At 43.9% G+C, this 23,630-nt stretch carries 20 protein-coding genes, 1 pseudogene and 1 other annotated feature; of the genes and pseudogenes, 2 read left to right on the plus strand and 19 right to left on the minus strand.

Annotated elements, in window-relative coordinates; translation table 11 throughout:
• Nucleotides 1–36 precede the first annotated feature (36 nt).
• From mreD to valS, 9 genes are all read right to left on the minus strand, one after another.
• A complete protein-coding gene (gene mreD, locus ACFVP7_RS15495; RefSeq protein WP_004398811.1) occupies nucleotides 37–555 on the minus strand; it encodes a rod shape-determining protein MreD in 519 nt (172 codons plus the stop codon).
• On the minus strand, nucleotides 552–1,424 hold the full coding sequence (gene mreC / locus ACFVP7_RS15500; protein ID WP_003222609.1) for a rod shape-determining protein MreC: 873 nt from the start codon (nucleotides 1,422–1,424) through the stop codon (nucleotides 552–554). The genes mreD and mreC overlap by 4 nt, the downstream gene beginning before the upstream one ends.
• A gap of 30 nt (nucleotides 1,425–1,454) precedes the next feature.
• Complete coding sequence (mreB, locus tag ACFVP7_RS15505; RefSeq protein ID WP_003229650.1) at nucleotides 1,455–2,468, minus strand: cell shape-determining protein MreB; 1,014 nt, start codon at nucleotides 2,466–2,468, stop codon at nucleotides 1,455–1,457.
• Between the two features lie 91 nt (nucleotides 2,469–2,559).
• Nucleotides 2,560–3,255: a DNA repair protein RadC gene (radC, locus tag ACFVP7_RS15510; protein WP_041351757.1), complete on the minus strand. Its 696-nt coding sequence runs from the start codon at nucleotides 3,253–3,255 to the stop codon at nucleotides 2,560–2,562.
• A gap of 36 nt (nucleotides 3,256–3,291) precedes the next feature.
• Nucleotides 3,292–3,861 (minus strand): Maf family nucleotide pyrophosphatase, encoded by a 570-nt coding sequence (locus ACFVP7_RS15515; protein WP_004398496.1) that lies wholly within the window; start codon nucleotides 3,859–3,861, stop codon nucleotides 3,292–3,294.
• Between the two features lie 152 nt (nucleotides 3,862–4,013).
• Nucleotides 4,014–5,012: a stage II sporulation protein SpoIIB gene (gene spoIIB, locus ACFVP7_RS15520; RefSeq protein ID WP_396582443.1), complete on the minus strand. Its 999-nt coding sequence runs from the start codon at nucleotides 5,010–5,012 to the stop codon at nucleotides 4,014–4,016.
• Between the two features lie 133 nt (nucleotides 5,013–5,145).
• Nucleotides 5,146–5,892, minus strand: a complete 747-nt coding sequence (locus ACFVP7_RS15525; protein ID WP_101172351.1) for an A24 family peptidase — start codon at nucleotides 5,890–5,892, stop codon at nucleotides 5,146–5,148.
• Between the two features lie 139 nt (nucleotides 5,893–6,031).
• Complete coding sequence (locus tag ACFVP7_RS15530) at nucleotides 6,032–7,324, minus strand: folylpolyglutamate synthase/dihydrofolate synthase family protein (RefSeq protein ID WP_338730649.1); 1,293 nt, start codon at nucleotides 7,322–7,324, stop codon at nucleotides 6,032–6,034.
• Between the two features lie 59 nt (nucleotides 7,325–7,383).
• Nucleotides 7,384–10,026 carry a valine--tRNA ligase gene (gene valS, locus ACFVP7_RS15535; protein WP_017697542.1) on the minus strand — a complete coding sequence of 881 codons (2,643 nt, stop codon included), beginning with the start codon at nucleotides 10,024–10,026 and terminating at the stop codon, nucleotides 7,384–7,386.
• Between the two features lie 59 nt (nucleotides 10,027–10,085).
• Nucleotides 10,086–10,308, minus strand: a binding site (T-box leader).
• 165 nt (nucleotides 10,309–10,473) lie between these two features.
• Between valS and ACFVP7_RS15540 the strand changes: the two genes are divergently transcribed.
• Nucleotides 10,474–10,665 carry a hypothetical protein gene (locus ACFVP7_RS15540; RefSeq protein ID WP_003222590.1) on the plus strand — a complete coding sequence of 64 codons (192 nt, stop codon included), beginning with the start codon at nucleotides 10,474–10,476 and terminating at the stop codon, nucleotides 10,663–10,665.
• Nucleotides 10,666–10,683: 18 nt separating this feature from the next.
• Here the strand turns inward: ACFVP7_RS15540 and cotN are convergent, their stop codons facing one another.
• The 8 genes and pseudogenes from cotN to hemA all read right to left on the minus strand — a co-directional run bounded on the left by cotN (nucleotide 10,684) and on the right by hemA (nucleotide 19,852).
• Entirely contained in the window at nucleotides 10,684–11,709 is a 1,026-nt protein-coding gene (gene cotN / locus ACFVP7_RS15545) for a spore coat protein CotN (protein ID WP_041336242.1), read from the minus strand.
• 32 nt (nucleotides 11,710–11,741) lie between these two features.
• Complete coding sequence (spoVID, locus tag ACFVP7_RS15550) at nucleotides 11,742–13,469, minus strand: spore coat morphogenetic protein SpoVID (protein ID WP_338730650.1); 1,728 nt, start codon at nucleotides 13,467–13,469, stop codon at nucleotides 11,742–11,744.
• 130 nt (nucleotides 13,470–13,599) lie between these two features.
• A pseudogene (hemL, locus tag ACFVP7_RS15555) lies at nucleotides 13,600–14,891 on the minus strand (glutamate-1-semialdehyde 2,1-aminomutase).
• A gap of 29 nt (nucleotides 14,892–14,920) precedes the next feature.
• A complete protein-coding gene (gene hemB / locus ACFVP7_RS15560; RefSeq protein ID WP_338730652.1) occupies nucleotides 14,921–15,895 on the minus strand; it encodes a porphobilinogen synthase in 975 nt (324 codons plus the stop codon).
• A complete protein-coding gene (gene hemD / locus ACFVP7_RS15565; protein WP_024572901.1) occupies nucleotides 15,892–16,680 on the minus strand; it encodes a uroporphyrinogen-III synthase in 789 nt (262 codons plus the stop codon). Before hemD ends, hemB begins: the two co-directional genes overlap by 4 nt.
• A complete protein-coding gene (hemC, locus tag ACFVP7_RS15570; protein ID WP_015251536.1) occupies nucleotides 16,670–17,614 on the minus strand; it encodes a hydroxymethylbilane synthase in 945 nt (314 codons plus the stop codon). The genes hemD and hemC overlap by 11 nt, the downstream gene beginning before the upstream one ends.
• Nucleotides 17,615–17,646: 32 nt before the next feature.
• Entirely contained in the window at nucleotides 17,647–18,477 is an 831-nt protein-coding gene (locus ACFVP7_RS15575) for a cytochrome c biogenesis protein (protein WP_003222575.1), read from the minus strand.
• A gap of 7 nt (nucleotides 18,478–18,484) precedes the next feature.
• On the minus strand, nucleotides 18,485–19,852 hold the full coding sequence (gene hemA, locus ACFVP7_RS15580) for a glutamyl-tRNA reductase (RefSeq protein WP_004399038.1): 1,368 nt from the start codon (nucleotides 19,850–19,852) through the stop codon (nucleotides 18,485–18,487).
• A gap of 229 nt (nucleotides 19,853–20,081) precedes the next feature.
• Here hemA and ACFVP7_RS15585 point away from each other — a divergent pair, with 229 nt between their 5' ends.
• Nucleotides 20,082–20,579: a hypothetical protein gene (locus ACFVP7_RS15585; protein ID WP_014477563.1), complete on the plus strand. Its 498-nt coding sequence runs from the start codon at nucleotides 20,082–20,084 to the stop codon at nucleotides 20,577–20,579.
• A 21-nt stretch (nucleotides 20,580–20,600) separates the two neighbouring features.
• On the opposite strand, the gene yihA is transcribed toward ACFVP7_RS15585, so the two are convergent.
• A complete protein-coding gene (gene yihA / locus ACFVP7_RS15590; RefSeq protein ID WP_003229621.1) occupies nucleotides 20,601–21,188 on the minus strand; it encodes a ribosome biogenesis GTP-binding protein YihA/YsxC in 588 nt (195 codons plus the stop codon).
• Nucleotides 21,185–23,509 carry an endopeptidase La gene (gene lon, locus ACFVP7_RS15595; RefSeq protein WP_251233345.1) on the minus strand — a complete coding sequence of 775 codons (2,325 nt, stop codon included), beginning with the start codon at nucleotides 23,507–23,509 and terminating at the stop codon, nucleotides 21,185–21,187. The genes yihA and lon overlap by 4 nt, the downstream gene beginning before the upstream one ends.
• Nucleotides 23,510–23,630: the final 121 nt, after the last annotated feature.

Below are 23,630 nucleotides of genomic sequence, written 5' to 3' on the forward strand. Positions count from 1 at the left end.
ACATACTCATTTCGTCAAAAAAAGATAAAATCCTTTTTACTCATCTCTCAATTCTTTCTTTAGACTCATAAAAAACAATCTAAATGGCAGAACAAGAATAAGAGCTGCTGCAATATTTAATAAAATTGTCGGTATAAACCGGTCAAGCACAAATCCGTTAAACGTCATAATATCTTTATGAATCAAAGACTGAATGCCGAATACGTAAAATTCGAGCAGACAGACAGCCAGAACTGCTATCAATATCACTACAAATGCGTTTGTATGCAACACTTTAAACGCTTTTGAAGCCAAATAGCATAGCCCTGCAAAACCAAACATGTAAACGCCTAATAGACTTGTATAGTTCATGTCATATAGAAAACCAAAAATAAATCCGTAAATCATCGCGTGTTTTTGGTTGATAAAAGCCGACATGAATATCAATACAAGCATCAAAAAACGCGGGGCGAGCACTTGGTCATCTGTAACGAAAGGAAAATGCACCAAATCTGTAAAAATGCTTTCCGCAGAAAAAACAAGCATCATAACGAAAGGGAGAAGGAAACGTTTCACGATCCTTCCTCCTCTGTATCGACAGTCGGCACGTCACGGTTAACAACGATCACATTATTTAAATCTGTAAGGTCAGCCGCAGGTTTTACATAAGCAACCTTTGTCAGTCCATAGGAATCTGACTCGATATCAGTCACTTCACCGATTGTCAGCCCTTCTGGGAAAACACCGCCTGTCCCTGATGTTTCAATAAGATCGCCTTTTTTCACGTCTTGTTTATCCTTACGCTCAATAATTGTCATCTTAAGACGTTTTTTCTCTTTGTCATATCCTTCGATCAAGCCGTAGCCTTTGCTGCCTTTTTTTCCGGAAATTTTTGTCGCGACTCTGTTATTGCGGTCAGTATCGCTTAAAAGCTGAACAGTAGACGTAAAATTGTTAAGTCCGGAGCTTTTGATCTTGCCGATTAATGCGCCTTTTTCGTTTGTAACGGCCATATCTTTCGCTACGTTTTGCTGAGTCCCCTTGTTAATGGTGACCTGTTTGGCCCAATTATCAGGGCTTCTGGCGATGACCGTTGCTAAAATCGGCTTGTAATCTTTAATCGATTTGACATGGCCAAGCTCGTCACGCAAGGATTTGTTTTCTTCTTCAAGCTCTTGAAGCTTGGCTTCATATTGTGTCTGTCCGTCAAGTTTTTCTCTTAGACGCTCGTTTTCTTTGTATGTGTTTTTTAAATCATTGATGTTCTCAAATATTCCTGCAAAAAATTCGGCAGGCGTATGAAAAATATTTTGAAATACTCCCGTCGTATCGCCGATCACTTTCTCAGGCCAGGTGGTATTGCGGCCGCCCTTCAGCGAAAATCCAATCATAGCCACCAATATGATAATACACAGAAGTAATAGCATTAACCGCTTATTCGGCATCGTGTTACACCTCTTCTATTGAACTCCCGATTATCTAGTTTTCCCTTTGAAAAGATGGATGTGCTCCAGTGCTTTCCCTGTTCCGATCGCTACACAATCAAGCGGGTCTTCGGCGATAAGGACCGGCATTTTTGTTTCTTCGCTGATGACTTTGTCTAAATTGCGCAAAAGCGCTCCGCCGCCGGTTAACACTATACCTCTGTCCATGATATCTGCTGCAAGCTCAGGCGGTGTTTTTTCGAGTGTGCTCTTCACTGCTTCGACAATTGTAGATACAGTGTCGCGTAGAGCATTAGAAATCTCTTTTCCTGTAATTTCAATTGTTTTCGGCAGACCTGTGAGCAAATCGCGTCCGCGGATTTCCATGTTGTCGGATTCTTCAGGAGCTTCTGCAGATCCGATTTCCATTTTAATCGCTTCAGCCGTACGGTCACCGATCATCAGGTTGTACGTTTTTCTGATGTAGTTGATAATTGCGTCGTCCATCTCATCACCGGCTACACGGATTGACTGAGACGTTACGATGCCTCCGAGGGAAATAATCGCAACTTCTGTCGTACCGCCCCCGATATCAACAACCATGCTTCCAGTCGGTTCCCAAACTGGCAGATTGGCTCCGATTGCTGCGGCAAAAGGCTCTTCAATCGGATACGCGTCACGCGCTCCCGCCTGTCTTGTCGCATCGATAACAGCGCGTTCTTCAACAGCTGTAATGCCTGATGGGACACATACCATTACATATGGTTTTCTGGCAAACATGCCTTTATTTTTTATGGCCTGATTGATGTAATATTTCATCATCGTCGCCGTTGTTTCATAATCAGCGATAACGCCGTCTTTCATCGGGCGAAGAGCCACCACGTTGCCCGGTGTCCGTCCAATCATATTTTTCGCATCATTTCCGACAGCGACAATCGATTTCGTATCCGTCTGCAAAGCGACAACTGACGGCTCTCTCACAACAATTCCTTTTCCTTTTACAAAAACAAGCGTATTCGCAGTTCCAAGATCTATACCAAGGTCTCTAGCACCAATTCCAAACATATGTATGTATCTTCCTTTCTTAAAGCAAAAATACCCTAAAGGGAAAAACTCATAAACTCTATTATAGCTTAATTCGACGAAAAAAAAAGTGTTACAAATATCCTTTTTCCTTTAAACTCACAAATTTTTTATCCCCGATCACCAAATGGTCAAGCAGCTCGATGCCAATCAGGTTTCCGCATTCAAACAGCCGTCTTGTCACTTCAATATCTTCCCTGCTCGGCGTCGGATCTCCAGAAGGATGATTATGAACACAGATAAAGGAAGCGGCAGATCGTTTAAACGCTTCTTTAAACACCTCTCGCGGGTGGACAATAGATGAATTCAGGCTTCCGATAAATACGGTGCGTTTATGGATGACTTGATTTTTTGTATTTAAGTATAAACAGACAAAATGCTCCTGGGTTAAAAAGCGCATATCCTCCATGACGAGATTAGCGCCGTCTTCCGGGGAGCGAATAACGAAATGTTCTTCGTTGGCTAATTTGTGAATCCGGCTTCCAAGCTCAACTGCAGCCAGTATTTGAATCGCTTTTACCATACCGATTCCCGGGATGCTTGACAGCTCTTCAACCGATGCTTCCTTGAGCAGGCGCAGTCCGTCAAATGAGCGCAGCAGCCGGTTTGACAGGTCCAAAACAGATTCGTGTTTAGTCCCTGTCCGCAATAATATAGCCAAAAGTTCATGATTCGCTAAGTTCTCGGCTCCGACTTTCAGGAGCCGTTCTCTTGGCTTTTCTCTCATTGGGAAATCTTTGAGTTTTAATGGCAGATCGTGTATGACCAAGCACTCCTTTTCTTTCCCTTCCCGTTTATAGAACCGTCATGCCCTTATATCAAAATGGCGAAGAGCTCTCATTGTTTTTGATATAGGAAGGCCCATGACTGAATAATAATCTCCGTCTATTTTCTTTACAAAAAGCGCGCCTCTTCCTTGGATGCCGTATGCACCTGCTTTATCCATCGGCTCTTTTGTTTCAATATATGTCCAAATCTCTTCTTCACTGAGGGACCAAAACGCAACTTCTGTCTTATCATAAAAAGTCTCGCTGTGATTTTCAGCTTGAATGCTGACCGCGGTTATTACTGAATGACTTCGGCCTGAAAGCCTCCGCAGCATAGAAGCAGCTTCTTCTTGATCCTGCGGTTTGCCAAGGCATTCGCCGTCAAGGCATACCATTGTATCAGCACCGATAACGATTGCATGCGGGTGGAGATCAGCTACAGCCTTAGCTTTTTGTTTTGCCAACCATTGGACGTTTTCTTCTGGTGAAAAGTTTCGATTTAATTTTTCTTCTACTTCACTGACAATAATAGAGTAGGGCAGCTGGAGAAGATCGAGGAGTTCTTTCCTGCGCGGAGATTGTGATGCAAGTATTAGCGGTTTTGTCATGTTCGTCATCCTTTCAGGGTTTGCTTAAGAAAAAAAGATACTCGTTTATCCTACCAAATCACGAGGCTTGTCACAATTTCAGAAAAATAACTTTTTCATGACAAAATAAAAAAAGCCTGTCACTAAAGGACGAAGGCTCAGGGCACTATCTCTTATTTTACGACGGCTAACAACTCCTGCTGAGCCTTCCACCCGGCTTCAGCACTTGGATCCTCTAATTCCTTTAAAGCCTGCAAAATCGCTTTTTTCTCTCCTGTTTCTGACGGTTTTGTTTCACCAAGCGACTTTTCTATTTTCTCTACACTCGCTTTTGTAATGTCTTCGCCGAGAATCGCCTTTGCTGCAAGCTCAGCTGTTTCCTTAAAAGAATCTGTCATATCTGACTCGATTGATAAGGAAAGCTCCTTGCCTCCCCAGGCTTCAAAATCACTGTCGATTAAAACCTGTCCTAACTGCTGTGAGACCTCCTTATCACTGGCTAAGCCCGCGATGACATACGTATACCCGTCATCCTTTGACAGTGACACGGCGGAATATCCTTTTTCGGTCAATTGTTCTGTTAACGTTTCGGCACCCTTTTCATTTGAAAATTTTCCGGCTTGTACAGCGTATGTTTTATATGTACCTTCAGTTTGCGCCGCTTGTTTTTCTGCGCCAGAAGTTTGTTTTTCAGTTGAAGTATCTCCTGCTTTTGCCGTTTGGCTGCCTAAAGAATCCTCTAAAGAGGCCGGTGCTGACGCTTCTTTATTCCCCGATATGTTTAACGCGAATAACCCTAATCCAGTGCCAATGACAGCCGCGAAGGCAATCGTCGCGGCCACTCTTTTTACCGGTTTGGCAGCCCCGGTCTTTCCTTTTGCATAAAGCTTTGTTTTTTTCTTTTGATAAGGAGGAACAACTTTAGGGTCCTCTTTAAACACCTTGTCCTCCTCGGAATCCCAATTGAATTCATCTTCATCAGGATGTTCCTGGGATGCCGCAACCTCTTGTTCTGCCTGTCTTTTTTCCTCCCAATTTGAAAATGTCATGCTTTTATCTGCCTCTGTATCTGGTGTCTCTTGTTCGTAAACCGTCTCTTCTTTTCCATTAATCGTCACCTTGAGGGCTTTTTCTGCGGCTTTACTGTTTTTTTTATTCTTTCTTTTTTTCAATTCCGCTTCCTCCCTTCATTTGCTTGACCGTTCTTGTCGGCTTTTCATGCTACACACTTTAGCACAGGCAAAGAAAAAAAGAACAAGACTTTTGTCGCCTTGTCCAAAAAACGTTCGTCAAATTTTTCAGCAGTCAGCCCAATGCCATTTTGATATAAAAAGAAATGATAGAGTCACCGTATAAATAGGCTAAAATGCTCCCTGCGGCTATAGCGGGGGCGAAGGGAAGCGGCTGCCTTTTAGCGAGCCTACCAGTTAGAACAGCTGTCGCTCCATATAATGCACCTATCAAAACTGAAAAGAAAAAGGCAGCTGCCAGCATTTTCACACCAAGCACAAAGCCAATCACCGCAAATAATTTAATATCTCCTCCCCCTACTCCCCCATGGGTGATTGCGGCAATTACAGCCAGAAATAGAAATCCGGCTGCCGCACCTAGCAGGCCTGCATACCAGGAATCAAGTGGAGAAATCAATCTCGCGGCCGCCAAAAAGGGAAGAAAGAAAATCAATATTCGATTTGGAATCAGCATAAAATGAATATCTGTCACTGCAACAATAATGAGAAGAGAGATAAACACCACAGCGGGAAACAGTTCCAGCGATGTGCCAAAGCGTATTCCTGCGGCAGCAAATAAACACGCTGTCACAAGCTCTGCTGCGGGATACATAAAAGAAATCCTATGCCCGCAGCTTTTACATTTACCTTTTTGAAATAGGAATGACAGGATGGGAATTAATTCTGCAGGAGTTAATGTCCGCCGGCAAAACGGGCATGATGAACGGGGCGCAATAATAGATAGATGTAAGGGGATACGGCACCCGGCCGTATAGTAAAAAGAACCAAGGATAAGTCCGAAGATAAAAAGAATGGATAGCATAGACAACACACCTTTACTCATTGAGTTCTGGTATGGATTGTAGCAAAATGGACATCCTGAGCTCCAATTGGAAATATTCAATTTTACACATAAAAAAACGGCAGAATCTTTTTTTTGATTCTGCCGGAGCCGGATACTTTTATTTCAACCTTTTTCGAATGTCAGAAATAAAGTAAAGAGATCCGGTAATCAGCACAATTTCATTTGAGCCCTTTTTGCTTTCTATGAATTTGATCACATCGTCTGGATCTTCACTCCAGCTTTTATTGCTGATTTCACTTGCATTATAGAGATCTTTTGCAAGAGAAGCACGCGGGAAATCAAAAGAAGCAAAATGAATCGCATGAGCAATGGTTTCCAGTCTTTTAATCATGTTCTGATACGGTTTGTCCTTTAACGCGCTAAACACCACAGAAATGCGTGAATTGGCGAAACGCTGCTTCATCGTTTCCGCCAGCTTTTCAACACCTTCTTCGTTATGCGCACCGTCTAAATATACCGGAGGTTGTTCCTGAACAAGCTCTAACCGTCCCGGCCAAGCAGCCTTCACAAGCCCGCTCCTTAACGCTTCGTCACTGATATGGGCGATATTCTCCTTATTGAGCCACTCCGCAGCCAAAATGGACAAAGCAGCATTTTGTCTTTGATGGGTGCCAATCAGAGATGTCCGAATATCTTCATAGCATTTCTCTTCCGTTTTGAATGAAAACTGTTCTCCTGCAGGCAGAGCCTCTTCATTGAAAATAACACATGCATCATGCAATGACTGGAACGGCGCAGCATGCCGTTGAGCTTCATGGCGGATGACCTGTAAAGCTTCCGGCTGGGTAACTGCTGTAACGATTGGAATACCTTCTTTAATAATGCCGGCCTTTTCTCCTGCAATTTCTTCAATGGTGTTTCCCAAAATGTTCATATGATCGTGTCCGATGCTTGTAATCACAGTTAAGAGCGGTTCAACCACATTAGTAGAATCGAATCTACCGCCCAGACCTGTTTCAAAAATAACAAAATCGACCTTATGAAACTCTGCAAAATATAAAAATGCACAAGCTGTCATAATTTCAAATTCTGTCGGCTGTCCGTATTCCGTTTGATCAAGGGCTTCAACGTGCGGTTTCATTTGATTGACGAGTGCTGTCCATTCCTCATCTGAAATCGGTATCCCGTTTACGCTGATCCGTTCATTAAACGTAATAATATAAGGCGATGTAAATGTCCCAACCGTATATCCGGCTTCCTGCAGCATAGAACGGATAAAAGCGACAGTTGATCCTTTACCGTTTGTTCCTGCGACGTGGAACGCTCGGATTTTTTTTTCAGGATGTCCTAACCGCGCCATCAGCTGTTTCATTCGGCCAATTCCGGGCTTCACCCCGAATTTCAGCCTCCCGTGAATCCAGCTGCGCGCATCTTGATATGCAGTAAACAATGATAATCCCCTCTTTTATAAGACAAGGCGGTTTCTCTAGAAACCGCCCCGGCTTTTCATTAACCCTTCAGCTCAGCCATTCGTTTTTGAACAGCGTCACGCTTTGCCACATAATCTTTTTCTTTTTCACGTTCCTCATCAATTACGTGTGCAGGCGCTTTTTTCATAAATCCTTCATTTCCAAGTTTCTTTTGGACACGCTCAACTTCTTTTGTCAGTTTATCAAATTCTTTTTGCAGACGGGCAATTTCTTCATCAATATTGATTAAGCCTTCAAGCGGAAGAATAACCTCTGCTCCTGAGACAACGGCCGTCATCGCCTTATCAACAGCCTCAATATCGGTGCCAATTTTAAGCACGCTCGGATTCGTAAAGCGTTCAACATATGAACGGTTCGCTTCGAGGCGGGCTGCTATTTCGTCTGTGCTTGTTTTAATGTACAGTTCAACCTGCTTGCTCATTGGCGTATTGACTTCACTACGGATATTGCGCACAGAACGGATCAGCTCAACAAGAAGCTTCATGTCAGCTGCCGCTTCAGTATCGGTATGCTCCGGCACTACTACAGGCCATTGACTTACTGTAATCGATTCCCCTTGGTGAGGAAGGTGCTGCCAAATTTCCTCCGTTAAGAATGGCATAAACGGATGGAGCAGACGCATCGTTTGATCAAGTACGTAAGCAAGGATGGAACGGGTAGTTTTCTTAGCCGCTTCGTCTTCCCCATAAAGCGGAAGCTTCGCCATTTCAATATACCAATCACAGAAATCGTCCCAAATAAAGTTATATAAATGGCGTCCTACTTCACCAAATTCATATCGATCAGCAAGCTGGGTCACGTGCTCGATCGTTTCATTTAATCGCGTTAAAATCCACTTGTCAGCGACTGACTTTTCGCCTGACAGATCAAGCTCATCGTACGTCATGCCATCCATATTCATTAATGCAAAACGGGAAGCGTTCCAAATTTTATTGGCAAAATTCCAGGTCGATTCCACTTTTTCATAGCTGAAGCGCAGATCCTGGCCAGGAGAGCTTCCAGTCGCAAGGAAATAACGCAGAGAATCGGCTCCGTACTTGTCAATCACATCCATCGGGTCGACACCGTTGCCAAGAGATTTACTCATTTTCCGGCCTTGCTCGTCACGAATTAAGCCGTGGATTAAAACATCTTTGAACGGGCGCTCGCCTGTAAATTCAATGCCTTGGAAAATCATACGTGATACCCAGAAGAAAATGATATCGTACCCTGTCACGAGAACATCTGTCGGATAGTAGCGTTTAAAGTCTTCAGCCGTTACATCAGGCCAGCCCATTGTGGAGAAAGGCCATAGCGCAGAACTGAACCATGTATCCAGTACGTCTGTATCCTGTTCCCAATTTTCGCTGTCTTCCGGCGCTTCAAGCCCGACATATAGCTCGCCTGTTTCTTTATGATACCAGGCAGGAATACGATGGCCCCACCACAATTGACGGGAGATACACCAGTCGCGGATGTTTTCCATCCAGTGTAAATACGTTTTTTCGAAACGGTCAGGCACAAAGTTGACCTTTTCTTCTTTCTTTTGCAGCTCAATCGCTGCATCAGCAAGCGGCTGCATGCGCACAAACCATTGTGTAGAAAGATAAGGCTCCACAACAGCCCCGCTTCGTTCACTATGGCCGACAGAGTGCATATGATCCTCGATCTTGAAGAGAACTCCCGCCTCCTGTAAATCTTTCACGAGCTTTTTGCGGCATTCAAAACGATCCATGCCTTGATATTGCAGAGCATTTTCATTCATCGTGCCATCTTCATTCATGACAAGAATGCGTTCTAAATTGTGGCGGTTGCCAAGCTCGAAGTCGTTCGGATCATGAGCAGGCGTAATTTTCACGGCACCTGAACCAAATTCCATATCAACATAGTCATCACCGACAATCGGAATTTCACGATTTACAATCGGCAGGATCACCGTTTTTCCGATAAGGTGTTTATAGCGCTCGTCTTCAGGGTGAACGGCAACAGCTGTATCACCGAGCATTGTTTCAGGACGTGTCGTCGCAATTTCAATTGAGCCTGAACCGTCAGCAAGCGGATAGCTCATATGATAGAATGCGCCTTGAACATCCTTGTAAATCACCTCAATGTCGGATAGGGCTGTTTTTGTCGCTGGGTCCCAGTTAATAATATATTCGCCTCTGTAGATCAGGCCTTTTTCATAAAGCTTAACGAATACTTCTCTTACCGCTTTGCTCAAGCCTTCATCCAGCGTAAAACGTTCACGGGAATAATCTAGGCCAAGACCTAATTTCGCCCACTGGCTGCGAATAAAGTCAGCATATTCTTCCTTCCACTTCCACGTTTCTTCGAGGAATTTTTCACGGCCTAAATCGTAGCGGGATTTGCCTTCTTCACGAAGTTTCGCCTCTACTTTAGCCTGTGTCGCGATGCCGGCGTGGTCCATGCCAGGAAGCCACAGCACATCATAGCCCTGCATGCGTTTCATTCTTGTTACAATGTCTTGCAGCGTTGTGTCCCATGCGTGGCCAAGGTGAAGTCTTCCTGTTACGTTTGGCGGCGGGATGACAACAGAGTATGGCTCTTTTGTCTGGTCACTGCCCGCTTCAAAAAATTTGCCTTTTAGCCAAAAATCATATCGGTCTTTTTCAACCGCTGCCGGATCATATTTCGTCGGCATTGTTTGTTCATTCGTTTCCATCATAACCCTCCAGCATGTTTAAAAATGGCTGAGAACGAAAAAAGAGCTCTTCATCCCTGTAAAAGGACGAAAAGCTCTTTCGCGGTACCACCTTTTTTCATGAACTCTATCAGTTCATGCACTTATAACGGATAACGGGTGTTTCCCGAATTTCTCTACTCTTCTTTCAAGAAATTATGCTCCCGGGCGACCTTCCAATCAGACAACATAAGAAGCCTTTCAGCAAACGGCTTCTCTCTCTGCATGCGCCTTTTTTGTACTCTTCCCGTTCTAAGCAGGTGTATTTATCAGCTCATTGTATACATTATTTATGTTCTTTATTATAGTAAAAGTGTTTTTGATTCGTCAATCATCTTTTCCAAAAACACCGCTTTCTATACAGATGGGCAGGCACCTATTGCCCAAGTTTACATATGATGCTTGTAAATGCGTAGAGGAGGATGCACCGTGAAGAAACGTTTCAGCTCTTATTCACTGCCGCCATGGGTAAGGCAAATTCGGCTTGTATCCGCACAAGTGATTATTCCCATTACGATTTTTCAAGGAATCAGAACCATTTTCTTTCCGACAACCTTTGATGTTTTGCTGCTCGCAATCCTAATCTTTTTAGCTTGCGCCCTTCATTTAGAATGGATATAAACAAACAAGTCCGCGCCATTAAGACGTGGACTCGTTTTCAGCCTGAAATTTTTTCTCTTGTTCAATCTGATGAATTTTCATCACAAACGGCTCTATATTTTTCATTTGCCAATAAGCCTTTAATAATTGTGTACATTCCTCTTTTTCATTCTGTCGTTTCCCAGTTTGATAACCGTTCAGCACCTTGTACATGGCTGCCGGATATGCCATATAGCTGAGGAAAAGGCTGACTTCCGCTTCACGCAAAGGGAATGATTTCGTATATCCATAAAACCATTCGACGCATTCCGGACAAGCTTTCGGAAAGCCTCTGAACATTTTTGTATAAAAGCCGAGCAGGTCGTTTTGCGGCGGACCGACAGATGCTCTTTCGAAGTTTGTAAAATATCCGGTCCCGGCATCATTATACAGAAAATGGTGTATAGACAGGCTGCCGTGGTTCATTACAACCCTTGAAACGTCCTTTTCTTTTGCGGACTCATACCAGTCCTCCAGCCGTTCCAGCGCAAAGTTCACCGCGGAAATGGTTTCAGAAAAATAGGTTATGGCCTGGAGTTCAAAGGGAGAAAGGTACCATTCCTTCTCCGCTCTATCCACAAACTGCTCATAGAAAATTTTATCTTGTTCCCACTTTTTTTTCGTTTGCCCGTAATAACGTTCAATCTCATCACGTCTAACCTTTAGTTCCTGTGCAGTTCTCTCGTGAAGACGGGCTGTTTCCCTAAATAAATAAGCATGTTTTTGATCCCGTTCTTCCTCTTGGTCAAATTGGAGCCAAGGCATTAAATAGTAGGTATCTCCGTATTGTATGCCTGCTGAGAAAAACTCACCGCTATTTGTTCTGTAAACGGGAACGAATGAACGAAAGCCTTTTTCCTCAATCGCCACCATATGATCTGTAAAATGCTTGCCGCGACCCTCTTTCAATTTTTTCAGGGCAAATATGCCGTAGTCTGTATACACTTTCCAAACAAGAGGACTGACAGGCTCAATAAATTGAGCAGTCAGTCCGTATTCCTGAAGAACCGATTGGGTATCTTCCATTTCATTCACCACATTTTCCGATCACTTACGGTTTACGCATGGCTATTTTTATATTGAGGAATATAGAGAATCTGTCCTGCTTTTAATTCATCATCCAAGGCTAAAGAATTCATCCTGATCAGCTGCTGGGATGTAATTTCATACCGTTCGCATAAACGCTCGATCGTATCTTCCTGCTGCACAATACAAATTTTCATTCTCGAAAACTCATCCGCTTCTTTTGTAAAGAGTTTTGTTAAATAAAGAGAATTATCACTTTCCTTTGTTTGAGGTTCCTTCGTTTCAGCAGCAGGAGCAACCCTAGGAACAGCATCCGTTTCCTTCCTTTCAGTCTCAGAAGATTCAGGCAGCTGGAAGGATTGAAAAGGTGTTTCTTCCTTAGGCTCTTCAGCTGATGGTGTTTTTCTCACTTCAATTTCGAAGCTCTCTTCCTCTTGTTCTTCCTCCTCCAGCAGCTTAGGCGCTGAATAAAAAGAATCCTCCTCTTCTTGTTCAGGCAGGAAGGTACGGTATGCCGGTTCAGGCAATTCTTCTTGAGATGCCTCCTCCGAGCTTGTTTTTTGATTGAAATGGAAATGTAAATCGGCTTTGTCATTCTCCACATATACAGCTGAAGCTGTTTCTCTGCTATCTTCTATGGAGAGAGCGGCCTCTGATACACTCTCCAAAGCTTCATCCGCTTCCGCCTCTTCTTGGCAAAGCGCAGGATCATCCTGATCCGATTGAGCTGCTTCTTCATTTTGAGCCTCTTGGCGCAGCGCATATTCATGATTAGGAGACACTGTTGTTTCCTCTTTTTCCTTTGCAATCACAGTCTCTGAATGAAGCTCAGCTTCCAAAGCAGGCGATTCTTCTGCTCCAGCGTGTTCACGAAGCTCAGTCTCCGCTGGAGAGTCTGCTTCTTCACGAACATCCGCTATTGCAGCTGCCGGCTCAGCCGTTTCTTTTTTTGCTTTAACGATCTCTTGAATCTCTATTTCTGAAGGATCAGGTTCTGGCTCAGATTCTTCTGTTTCCGATTCAGCACGAACCTCCGTTTCCGGCACAGCAAGCTCTTCTGACTCTTCTTCCTCTTTCACATCTTCTCTGGCCTCTGGTTCTGAAGCAACCGATTCAGGCGGCTCAGATTCTGCTTTTTCTGTCTCCAGTTCTTCACGGAGGCCCGCTTTCGAGATAAAAAGTTCTGGCGGTTCGGCTGGCGGTTCATGCTGAAGAACTGCTTCATCTGCCGATGATGCACCCGGTTCTTCTACTATACTATGTGCCGGCGGCTCTGAAAGCTCTTCCTCCCTGAATGCCGCAGGAGCTTCATATAAAGGTATCTCCGGCTCTTTGTCTTGCGTATCGTCCAAAAGCCCTTCGATCGCTAAATCAGCTTGAATTGTTAAAATGCGCGAATCCGTCAATTGATAGTCAAATGCGTCAATAAAGACGAAGACATCCTGTAAATGGCTCACTTTATTTTTCGGAATGGTAATATCCACAGGAAAACAGTGAGTCAGTTCGGCACTTCCATCCTCTCTCTTTCTGACTTGTTCAACAAACCGCTTATCTGTATAAATCTCTTCGGTATGTTTGTTTTGATCTATGTTGTACTCACCTGTAAGTTCAAGCGATCCTATGATTGATACATAATCATTTACTTCCTGAACCCTAATATCAGGATCTAATGAAATAGAAAGCAGTTCAGAAACTTCCTGTCCTTTTTGGAAACAGATCGATTCTTCTACAGAAAATTGCAATCGATGATTTTGCGGCAAGTTCATATCCTCCTTTCATCTAATCCTTAAAATTAGATGTCACTAAAGGTGTATGTATGAACTGGAGAAAATATGAGTGGGAGAGCACGAAAAAACCGGCACAAGGAGTCCTTGATACCGGTTTTCACTCTTATCTGCGGCTGATCTCAGCAAATACTTTCTCAGCTGCCTGGATTGTGTTTTCAATATCTTCATCAGTATGGGCCGTTGAGAGGAAAAGACCTTCGAATTGTGATGGCGGAAGGAATACCCCTTCATTTGCCATTCCTTTATAATAGCTTGCGAACAGCTTCAAATCAGATGCTTTCGCTGTTTCATAATTGATGACTGGTTCGTTTGTAAAGAAGAAACCGATCATCGAACCTGCACGGTTAAAGGTATGCGGAATGCCATGAGCCTCGGCGGCTTTTGAAATTCCTTCTTCCAGTCTGTCGCCTTTTTTGATGAAATTCTTGTAGGAATCAGGTGTCAGCTGTTTCAATGTCTCTAAGCCAGCCGTCATCGCAAGCGGATTGCCTGACAATGTACCAGCTTGATAGATCGGGCCGCTTGGAGCGATCTGCTCCATGATTTCTGCCTTTCCGCCATAAGCGCCGACAGGAAGTCCGCCCCCGATTACTTTTCCTAAACAAGTCAGATCAGGCGTTACGCCGAAGTAGCCTTGAGCGCAGTTATAATCGACCCGGAAGCCAGTCATCACTTCATCAAAAATCAGCAGGGAGCCGTACTGCTCAGTGATATCACGCAGACCCTGCAGGAAACCTTCTTGCGGCGGAACAACACCCATATTTCCGGCAACTGGCTCTACAATGACTCCCGCAATGTCTTCACCGAATTGCTGGAAAGCAAGCTTTACACTTTCTAAATCATTGTACGGAACGGTGATGGTGTTTTTCGCAATGCCTTCAGGCACCCCGGGCTGTCAGGCAGACCGAGAGTGGCAACACCTGAACCAGCTTTAATCAAGAGAGAATCGCCGTGTCCGTGGTAGCAGCCCTCAAATTTTAAAATCTTGTTGCGGCCCGTATAGCCCCTTGCCAAACGGAGGGCACTCATTGTAGCCTCTGTTCCGGAGCTTACCATTCGTACAATTTCTACAGATGGCACACGATCAATGACGAGCTTAGCGAGTTCATTTTCTACTTCAGTCGGAGCACCGAAGCTTGTCCCATATTCAGCCACTTTTTTGAGGCTTTCTACGACGCGGTCATTTGTATGCCCTAAAATTAAAGGCCCCCATGACAAGACGTAGTCAATATATTCATTCCCGTCAATATCAAAGATTTTCGAGCCTTTTCCGCGCTCCATAAAAATCGGGTCCATGTCTACCGATTTAAATGCGCGAACGGGGCTGTTCACACCGCCCGGCATGAGTTTTTGCGCTTCTTTAAAAGCCGTTTTTGATTTTTCATAGCTTCTCATCTGCCTCAACTCCTGTCAACTGAATAAAATTACTCCGCAAGCCATTTCGCTGCGTCTTTCGCATGATACGTAATAATCAGGTCGGCACCCGCGCGCTTCATGCTTGTCAAAATTTCCAACACAATTTCTTTTTCTTTGATCCAGCCGTTCTGCGCTGCAGCCTTCACCATTGAATACTCTCCGCTTACATTATAAGCGACGAGCGGCAAAGTAAACTCATTTTTTACGTCACGCATGATATCCATATAAGAAAGCGAAGGTTTGACAATCAAAAAGTCCGCGCCTTCCTCGACATCTGATTGTGCTTCGCGGAGTGCCTCCATACGGTTGGCAGGGTCCATCTGATATGTTTTGCGGTCTCCGAATTGCGGTGTGCTGTTTGCTGCATCACGGAACGGACCGTAAAACTCGCTAGAATATTTCACAGCGTAAGACATGATTGGAATATTGACGAATCCTTCTTTATCAAGCGCTTCTCTGATCACTGTAACAAATCCGTCCATCATGTTTGATGGCGCAATGATATCCGCACCTGCTTTCGCTTGGCTGACAGCTGTCTGCGCCAAAAGCTCCAGCGATTCATCATTGAGGATGACCCCGTCTTTGACCAGTCCGCAATGGCCGTGGTCTGTATATTCGCACAGGCACGTGTCAGCGACAACAACCATTTCAGGGAAGTGTTTTTTAATTTCTGTGATGGCTTTTTGGACAATTCCGTGATCATGGTACGCTTGTGTTCCGCAATCATCTTTTTCTTCTGGGATGCCGAAGACGATAACAGATTGAATGCCCAGTTTGACCAGCTCCGCTACTTCATCCTTCAATAAATCTAATGATACATGGTGAACATCAGGCATTGACGGAACAGCTTTTTTGCCTTCCAGCCCTTCAACGACAAAAATCGGATATATAAAATCTGATGGATGCAAACGTGTTTCCTTTACCATTTCTCTCATTGCTTTTGATGTCCGCAGGCGGCGGTGTCTATTAAATGATTGACTCATATTCTCTCTTCCTCTCTTGACATGCTGCACATTAACTCAAGCATGCCATCTATTGTAAATGTATCAGGCATATGCGATGTGATGCCGTATGTCAGAAGGGCATCATTTGTTAAAGGCCCAATGCTGATACAGGCCGTCCCATTCGCCTTCCACTTTTTTAATTCTTCTCCCAAGACATGCATAAACGTATGTACGGTTGATGAACTCGTAAATGTTACATAGTCAAAGGAATATTGACCCGCAGCGTCTTTCAGTGCCTCAATGCCTTCTTCATCCGGAATCGTTTCGTAGAGAACCCATTCCTTTACTTCAAAACCGAGCGGGACAAGCTCTTGTTTTATCACATCACGTGACAAATTCCCTTTCATCACGGTAATGGGCTCCCCCGGTTCAGCATGCTGCTTAAGAGCGTCAGCCAATTGTTCAGCAATATACTCCTGTGGCATCACATCAACCGATACGTTATGCGTTTTTAAACGGCGGGCGGTTTTTTCACCGACGGCTGCAATTTTTTTATGCGCAGGGAGAATAAGCTGATTTTCCTTCAGATAAGAAAAAAAGAAGTCTGCCCCGTTCACACTTGTAAAAACAAGCCAGCCTGGCGCGGTTAGATCCTCCCTTACCTGTTCCGCAACATCATTCGGCAAAGCGCGGCGAAACGTAATCAAAGAGGTTAAAACCGCTTTACCGCCAAGCGCCTCCACTTTTTGCTGAAATGATGTTGCCTGTGCCTTATTCCGGGTGACAAGCACTGTTTTTCCTTTCAACGGAAAATCATTTTCCATCCTCATCAAGCTCCCGTTTTACACGATCAATTAAATCTTTTGCTCCTTTGTCAGCCATAAGAGCGGCACAGCGCTTTCCTACTTCCTCAGGATCGTTTCCGGTGACGGTTTCTTTAAAAATGATTTTGCCGTCAGGTGAAGCGACAAGACCTGTCATTTCAATTTCATCCTGTCCATTTAACACGGAGTAGCCCGCGATCGGAACCTGGCAGCCGCCCTCCATCGCGTTTAAAAAAGCACGTTCCGCTAAGACAGTCCGTTTTGTATATTCATCTGTAAACTGAGAAAACAACGCCAACAGCTCTTCATCCGATTCTCGGCACTCAATCGCCAGTGCTCCCTGCCCCACAGCAGGCAAACAGCGCTCAGGCTCAAGGAATTCGGTTACGACATCTTGCTTCCACCCCATTCTAGAAAGTCCGGCAGCCGCTAAAATAATCGCGTCATAATCCTCTGTTTCCAGCTTTTGAAGTCTTGTATCTATATTACCTCTAATCCATTTAATTGTAAGGTCAGGGCGCTCAATCAAAAGCTGTGCGCTTCTTCTTAAACTGCTTGTGCCAATGACAGCACCTTCCTTCATTTCTGAAAGCTTTACGCGATTCTTTGAAATAAGGGCATCACGCGGGTCCTCCCGTTCAGGAATACAGCCGATCACAAGGCCTTCAGGCAAAACAGCAGGCATGTCCTTCATGCTGTGCACTGCCATATCAATCTCTTCGTTTAAAAGCGCCTGTTCAATTTCTTTGACAAAAAGCCCTTTTCCACCCACTTTTGAGAGTGTAACATCGACAATCCGGTCGCCCTTTGTCACGATCTCTTTAATTTCAAAAGCAAATGAAGGATTGATTTCCTTCAGTTTTTGAATAACCCATTTTGTTTGAGTCATAGCGAGTTTGCTTCGTCTGGAACCTACTTTAATCGTTCTCATCATTTCTTTCCTCCCGAATCTGCTTGGGACATCGTTTAACTGAACCAATGGAATTGCGACAGGCTTCCAAGCAGGAAATAATTGATCATCAGCACCAGAAAACAAGCCGTATTCCACAGTGCAGCGACCTTTCCTTGCAGCTCTTTAATCAGCCTGATATAAAGATAATAGCTGTACAGCAGCAGGACGACAAACGAACCAAGCACTTTGGCGTCAAACCAATACAGCGTTTCTAGTGAGACATATGCCCATATGACGCCGAGAATCAAACTCAGCAGCAGCATCGGAACCCCGATGACATTTAAAACATACGCCATATAATCAAGCTTAGATAAATCTTCTATTCTCAACAGCCATTTTCCCCACTTTTTCTTTTTCAGCAGATGATATTGAAACATATATAGCACAGAAAAAACGAAAGAAAGGGAAAAAGCGCCGTATGAAAGAATCGCCATTGTAATATGAATCACCAAAAGCTCGGATACAAGCTGCCCGGAAAAAGCAGCTGACTGCTGCTCTGTCGGTGAAAATGTGTGAATGGCGATCATAGAAAATCCTATAACATTTGTAAAAAACACGATAAAGTCAACACGTAAAAGCTTTGTCAGTACAAGTGACAGCGTGACAAGCACCCAGGCATAAAAATAAAGCGCCTCTGTCACATTTAATACCGGAAACCGCCCCGTCACCCACATAAAATAGGCCAAATACACGGTTTGCAGAGTCCAGACAATAGAAAGCAACCAGAAGGCCATTTTTCCAGCCTTCCGGTTGTGTTGAAGAAAATCTATAAAATAAAAGAGTACACTTAACGCGTAAATGACGATTGTCCCCTCATTAAGTCTTGCCATTGCAGTATCAATCATTCAGCTTTCACTCACTTACAAGTGGGCTAAAGCCCGCTTTTGATTCAGCCTTCTTAAAAGAGTGGACCTTTTGGCTGCTTTCAACGGTTTTCATCATTTGACGGCCCGCAGCTTCTTCAATATCAAAAATCTGCATAAACAACGCGAGCTTTTCTTCCGAATCAGCATCTGCCGCAAGCTCTTTCACCTTTAAAATCGGATCACGAAGCATTTGGTTAATAATACTTTTGGTGTGTTTGTTCAACAGTTTTTTCTCTCTTGTGCTTAAGTGAGGCAGCTTACGCTCAATGCTGTCCATCGTTTCTGACTGGATAGCAAGCGCCTTTTCGCGCAATGCAGAAATAACCGGCACAACACCAAGTGTATTCATCCATTGTTTAAATTCCACAATGGTTTCTTCAATTAACAGTTCAACTTTTTCAGCTGTTTCTCTCCGCTCTTTCATGTTCGCTTCTACAATGCCTTCCAGATCGTCGATATCATAAAGAAAAACACCTTCAAGATCATTCAGCGCCGGATCAAGATCTCTAGGCACGGCAATGTCGACCATAAACAGCGGACGTCCCTTGCGAAGCTTATTCGCGTTTTCCATCATCTCTTTGGACACGACAAATTCACTTGCACCGGTTGAACTGATTAAAATATCAGCCTCCGCAAGCGCACTTTCAAGCTGATTCAAGCTTCTCGCTTCACCTGAGAAACGGTCTGCAAGCTCCTTCGCTTTCAAGTATGTTCGGTTAATGACAGTGACCTTGCCGATTCCCTGTCCGTGCAGGTTTTCCGCAGCAAGCTCGCCCATTTTTCCCGCACCGAGAATCAATATGTGCTTGCTTGAAAGATTTCCGAAGATTTTTTTGGCAAGTTCAACTGCAGCATAGCTTACTGACACCGCATTTGAGCCAATGTCTGTTTCTGCGTGAGTTCGTTTGCCCACTGTAACCGCCTGCTTAAACAGCTCATTAAAAATAGTCCCGATCGTTTTTTCTTGCTGAGCTGTTTTAAAGCTGTCGCGTACCTGTCCGAGAATCTGCGTTTCGCCAATCACCATAGAGTCAAGTCCGCAGGCTACACGGAATAAATGCTCAACAGCGGCATCGCTCTCATAAAAAGTTAAGAACGGTGACAGCTCTTCTTTGCTTAATTGAAACCAATCAGCTAAAAACTTTTTTATATAATAACGGCCGGTATGGAGCTGGTCGACTACCGCATAAATTTCAGTGCGGTTGCAGGTTGAGACAATGATGTTTTCAAGAATGCTTTTCTCTTCTTTCAGCTGCACCATTGCTTCCGCCAGCTCATTCGGCTGAAAACTTACTTTTTCACGTATCTCAATAGGGGCGGATTTATAATCTACTCCCACAACAAGTATATGCATCGCTCTAATTACACCCCCAACACCCAATCTTAATTTATAATTATTCTAACATAGAACTCATTATTTATAATAATTATAACATAGTTTCTTTCACAAAATGTGAACAGATTTTAAAATTCTTATGCTATATTAGAAAAAGCTTCAGGGAAAAGAAGCATTCTTATTGACAATACCAAAAACAGCAGAAATTTACTACACATCAGCTCTAAAAAACAAGAAGGTGATATGCATGAAACAAAAATCAATTTTATTCCCTTGTCTGCTGCTTGCCGCTTCTGTATATGCATGGCTAGAAAGCGGCCAAGCCGAACTGTTTTCAGGGCAGGATCAATGGCCTGTTCTCCTCATGCTGTTAGGCGCAGCCTTTGTATATCAAGGAAAAAAAGAAGCCGTTACACCCCATTTCTTCATCGGTTTGCTTCTCTTCGGGATCGGCTTACACTTTTTTGCCAAGCCGAAATGGGTATGGTGGCCGGATGATTTTGAAATGCTCCTCTTTATGATCGGCTTCTCACTTCTCGTTTCAGCCGTTCAAAAAAAAGAATATGTATATGAAGCTGTGTCGATGATTTGTTTTTCCCTGTTTTTGTACTTTTTCAAACAAATTATGGCATGGCTTGAGTCTGCGCATATTCCAACAGCACTTCTGAAGGAGTATTGGCCGTTTGTCTTTATTGGAATCAGTTTATTGTTATTATTGATAAAACGGAAAAAATCTATACGATAAATAAAACCGGTAGAGGATTCTCTACCGGTTTATCATTTTTTTGATCGCTCCCCAAGCTTCGTCTTTTCCCTTTTTCGTTTCTGAGGAAAAGAGAATCAGCTCGTCTTCCGGATCAATATTTAATGTTTGTCGGACAACCTTCGCGTGTTTGTCCCATTTGCCTTTCGGGATCTTATCCGCCTTTGTAGCGATAACAATAACAGGAATGCCGTAATACTTTAAGAATTCATACATCTGTACATCATCATTAGATGGCGCATGCCGCAAATCAACGATCTGCACCACAGCTTTTAATTCCTCGCGTGTCGTGATATAGGTTTCAATCATTCTGCCCCATGCTTCACGCTCAGACTTTGACACTTTGGCAAAACCGTAGCCCGGCACATCCACAAAATGCAGCTCATCATTGATAATGTAGAAATTAAGCGTTTGTGTTTTTCCCGGCTTTGATGACGTTCTCGCAAGATTTTTGCGATTGATTAATGAATTGATAAAAGACGATTTTCCTACGTTCGATCTTCCGGCCAATGCGATTTCCGGAAGCCCCCCTTCAGGGTACTGTTCCGGTTTTACTGCACTGATCACGATTTCTGACTTTGTGACTTTCATTTCTTCTCTCCTACTAAGGCATGTTCCAAAACCTCGTCTAAGTGGGACGCCAATATAAATGTCAGCCCCTCCCTGACGCTTTCCGGAATATCCTCTATATCTTTTTCATTATCTTTAGGCGCAATAATGGTCGTTAATCCCGCTCTATGTGCGCCAAGCGCTTTTTCCTTTAAGCCGCCGATCGGCAGCACGCGCCCGCGAAGCGTGATTTCCCCAGTCATGCCGACTTCACGCGAAACCGCCCGTCCCGTTAAAGCAGAAACAAGCGCTGTTGCCATCGTAATACCGGCTGACGGACCATCTTTTGGCACCGCACCCTCTGGTACATGTATATGAATATCATACTTCTCATGAAAGTCAGGTTCAATGCCAAGTTCTACTGTTTTGGATCGCACATAGCTGAATGCAGCCTGAGCAGACTCTCTCATAACATCTCCGAGCTTTCCTGTCAGGATTAATTTCCCTTTCCCCGGAGAAAGCGATACTTCAATCGACAGCGTATCTCCGCCAACGGTTGTATAAGCAAGCCCTGTCACTACACCAACCTGATCCTCTGTCTCAGCTTGTCCATATCTGAAAATACGTTTTCCGATAAAGTCTTGAAGGTTCTTCTCAGTAACCGTAATCCGTTTTCGCTCTTCAGCAACAATGGCTTTTGCAGCTTTACGGCAAATCGCGGCAAGCTGGCGTTCAAGGCTTCTCACACCAGCTTCTCTCGTATAGTAGCGGATAATATCAAGAATCGCCTGATCACGCAGCTGAAGATTGCTTTTCTTCAGCCCGTGTTCTTTGATTTGCTTTGGAAGCAAGTGATCCTTTACGATTTCAAGTTTTTCTATTTCTGTGTAGCCTGCGATATTAATAATTTCCATTCTGTCTCTGAGCGGGCCCGGGATTGTGGCCAAATTGTTCGCCGTTGCGATAAACAGCACTTTGGATAAATCAAAGGTTTCTTCAATATAGTGATCACTGAAGCTGCTGTTTTGCTCTGGATCAAGCACTTCAAGCATAGCGGAAGACGGGTCTCCTCTAAAATCAGATGACATTTTGTCAATTTCGTCTAATAAGAAGACCGGATTCAGCTTGCCCGCTTTTTTCATCCCTTGAATAATCCGTCCAGGCATTGCTCCGACATAGGTCCGTCTGTGTCCGCGTATCTCTGATTCGTCCCGTACTCCTCCGAGTGAGATTCTGACGAATTTGCGTCCCAAGCTTTTTGCAATTGATTTGGCTAAAGACGTTTTTCCGACACCTGGAGGTCCTGCCAAACAGAGAATCGGGCCTTTCAGAGATTTGGTCAGCTTCTGGACAGCCAAATATTCTAAAATACGTTCTTTTACTTTTTCAAGCCCGTGATGCTCTTCGTCCAAGAGACGTCCTGCTTCTTTCAAATCAAGCTTATCATCTGTTTCATCCGTCCACGGAAGAGCAACAAGCCAGTCGATATAGTTGCGGATCACGGAGCTTTCCGCAGAACTTGACGGAATTTTTTCATATCTGTTCAATTCTTTAAGCGCTGTTTCCTTCACATGCTCAGGCATGCCTGCTTCTTCGATTTTTTCCGTCAGCGTCTGAACTTCGCCAGTTTTGCCTTCTTTATCGCCAAGCTCTTTTTGGATCGCCTTCATTTGTTCTCGTAAGTAGTATTCCTTCTGCGTACGCTCCATCGAACGTTTGACGCGCTGGCCGATTTTTTTCTCAATCTCCAGCACTTCTTTTTCATTATTAATAAAATCAATGACCTTGTTCAGCCTGTCTTTGACATCAGCCGTTTCTAAAATATCCTGCTTATCCTTTAGTTTAAGGGGCAGATGAGAAGCAACGATGTCTGCCATTCTCCCCGGCTCTTCGATATCAGTAACCGCGGCGTACGTTTCGGCCGAGATTTTTTTAGAAATTTTTATGTACTGATCAAAGTGGTCTAGCAAAGTCCGCATCAATGCTTCGTCTTCTGTATCTTTTGAATCATCTTCATGAATAAGTTGAATGTCAACCGACGTGTAATCCTCGTGTTCATTGTATTTGACGATATGGGCGCGCTTGAGGCCCTCCACCAACACACGAATCGTACCGTTCGGAAGCTTCAGCATTTGCTTAATTTTTGTATAGGTGCCGACAGTGAAAATCTCGTCTTCACCAGGTTCGTCTATCGAAATATCCTGCTGAGTGGCTAAAAATATCATATGATCATGCATCATTGCCTGTTCAAGAGCCTGAACCGACTTGTCACGTCCTACATCTAAATGCAAAACCATCGTCGGGTACACTAATAAACCTCTTAAAGGGAGGAGCGGGATGCTGCGTTTTAATTCTTCTGCCATGTGACTGACACCTCCGTGACTTTAGTATGAACCATTATAATACAACTTTTTCATCCTTGTACAATAAACGGCATGGTTCCATTTTCTATAAAACAGTCTCCTCGTAGTATACCCTTTCTTT

It is taken from the genome of Bacillus sp. SG20033, assembly GCF_044570195.1.
GTDB classification, from domain to species: Bacteria; Bacillota; Bacilli; order Bacillales; family Bacillaceae; genus Bacillus; species Bacillus subtilis.

Coding starts and splice junctions, on each gene's coding strand:
- mreC (WP_003222609.1), bottom strand. CDS start 1,424: ATGCCGAATAAGCGGTTAATGCTATTACTTCTGTGTATTATCATATTG.
- mreB (WP_003229650.1), bottom strand. CDS start 2,468: ATGTTTGGAATTGGTGCTAGAGACCTTGGTATAGATCTTGGAACTGCG.
- ACFVP7_RS15515 (WP_004398496.1), bottom strand. CDS start 3,861: ATGACAAAACCGCTAATACTTGCATCACAATCTCCGCGCAGGAAAGAA.
- ACFVP7_RS15525 (WP_101172351.1), bottom strand. CDS start 5,892: ATGCTATCCATTCTTTTTATCTTCGGACTTATCCTTGGTTCTTTTTAC.
- valS (WP_017697542.1), bottom strand. CDS start 10,026: ATGGAAACGAATGAACAAACAATGCCGACGAAATATGATCCGGCAGCG.
- cotN (WP_041336242.1), bottom strand. CDS start 11,709: ATGGAAGATACCCAATCGGTTCTTCAGGAATACGGACTGACTGCTCAA.
- hemB (WP_338730652.1), bottom strand. CDS start 15,895: ATGAGTCAATCATTTAATAGACACCGCCGCCTGCGGACATCAAAAGCA.
- hemD (WP_024572901.1), bottom strand. CDS start 16,680: ATGGAAAATGATTTTCCGTTGAAAGGAAAAACAGTGCTTGTCACCCGG.
- hemC (WP_015251536.1), bottom strand. CDS start 17,614: ATGATGAGAACGATTAAAGTAGGTTCCAGACGAAGCAAACTCGCTATG.
- ACFVP7_RS15575 (WP_003222575.1), bottom strand. CDS start 18,477: ATGATTGATACTGCAATGGCAAGACTTAATGAGGGGACAATCGTCATT.
- hemA (WP_004399038.1), bottom strand. CDS start 19,852: ATGCATATACTTGTTGTGGGAGTAGATTATAAATCCGCCCCTATTGAG.
- ACFVP7_RS15585 (WP_014477563.1), top strand. CDS start 20,082: ATGAAACAAAAATCAATTTTATTCCCTTGTCTGCTGCTTGCCGCTTCT.
- yihA (WP_003229621.1), bottom strand. CDS start 21,188: ATGAAAGTCACAAAGTCAGAAATCGTGATCAGTGCAGTAAAACCGGAA.
- lon (WP_251233345.1), bottom strand. CDS start 23,509: ATGGCAGAAGAATTAAAACGCAGCATCCCGCTCCTCCCTTTAAGAGGT.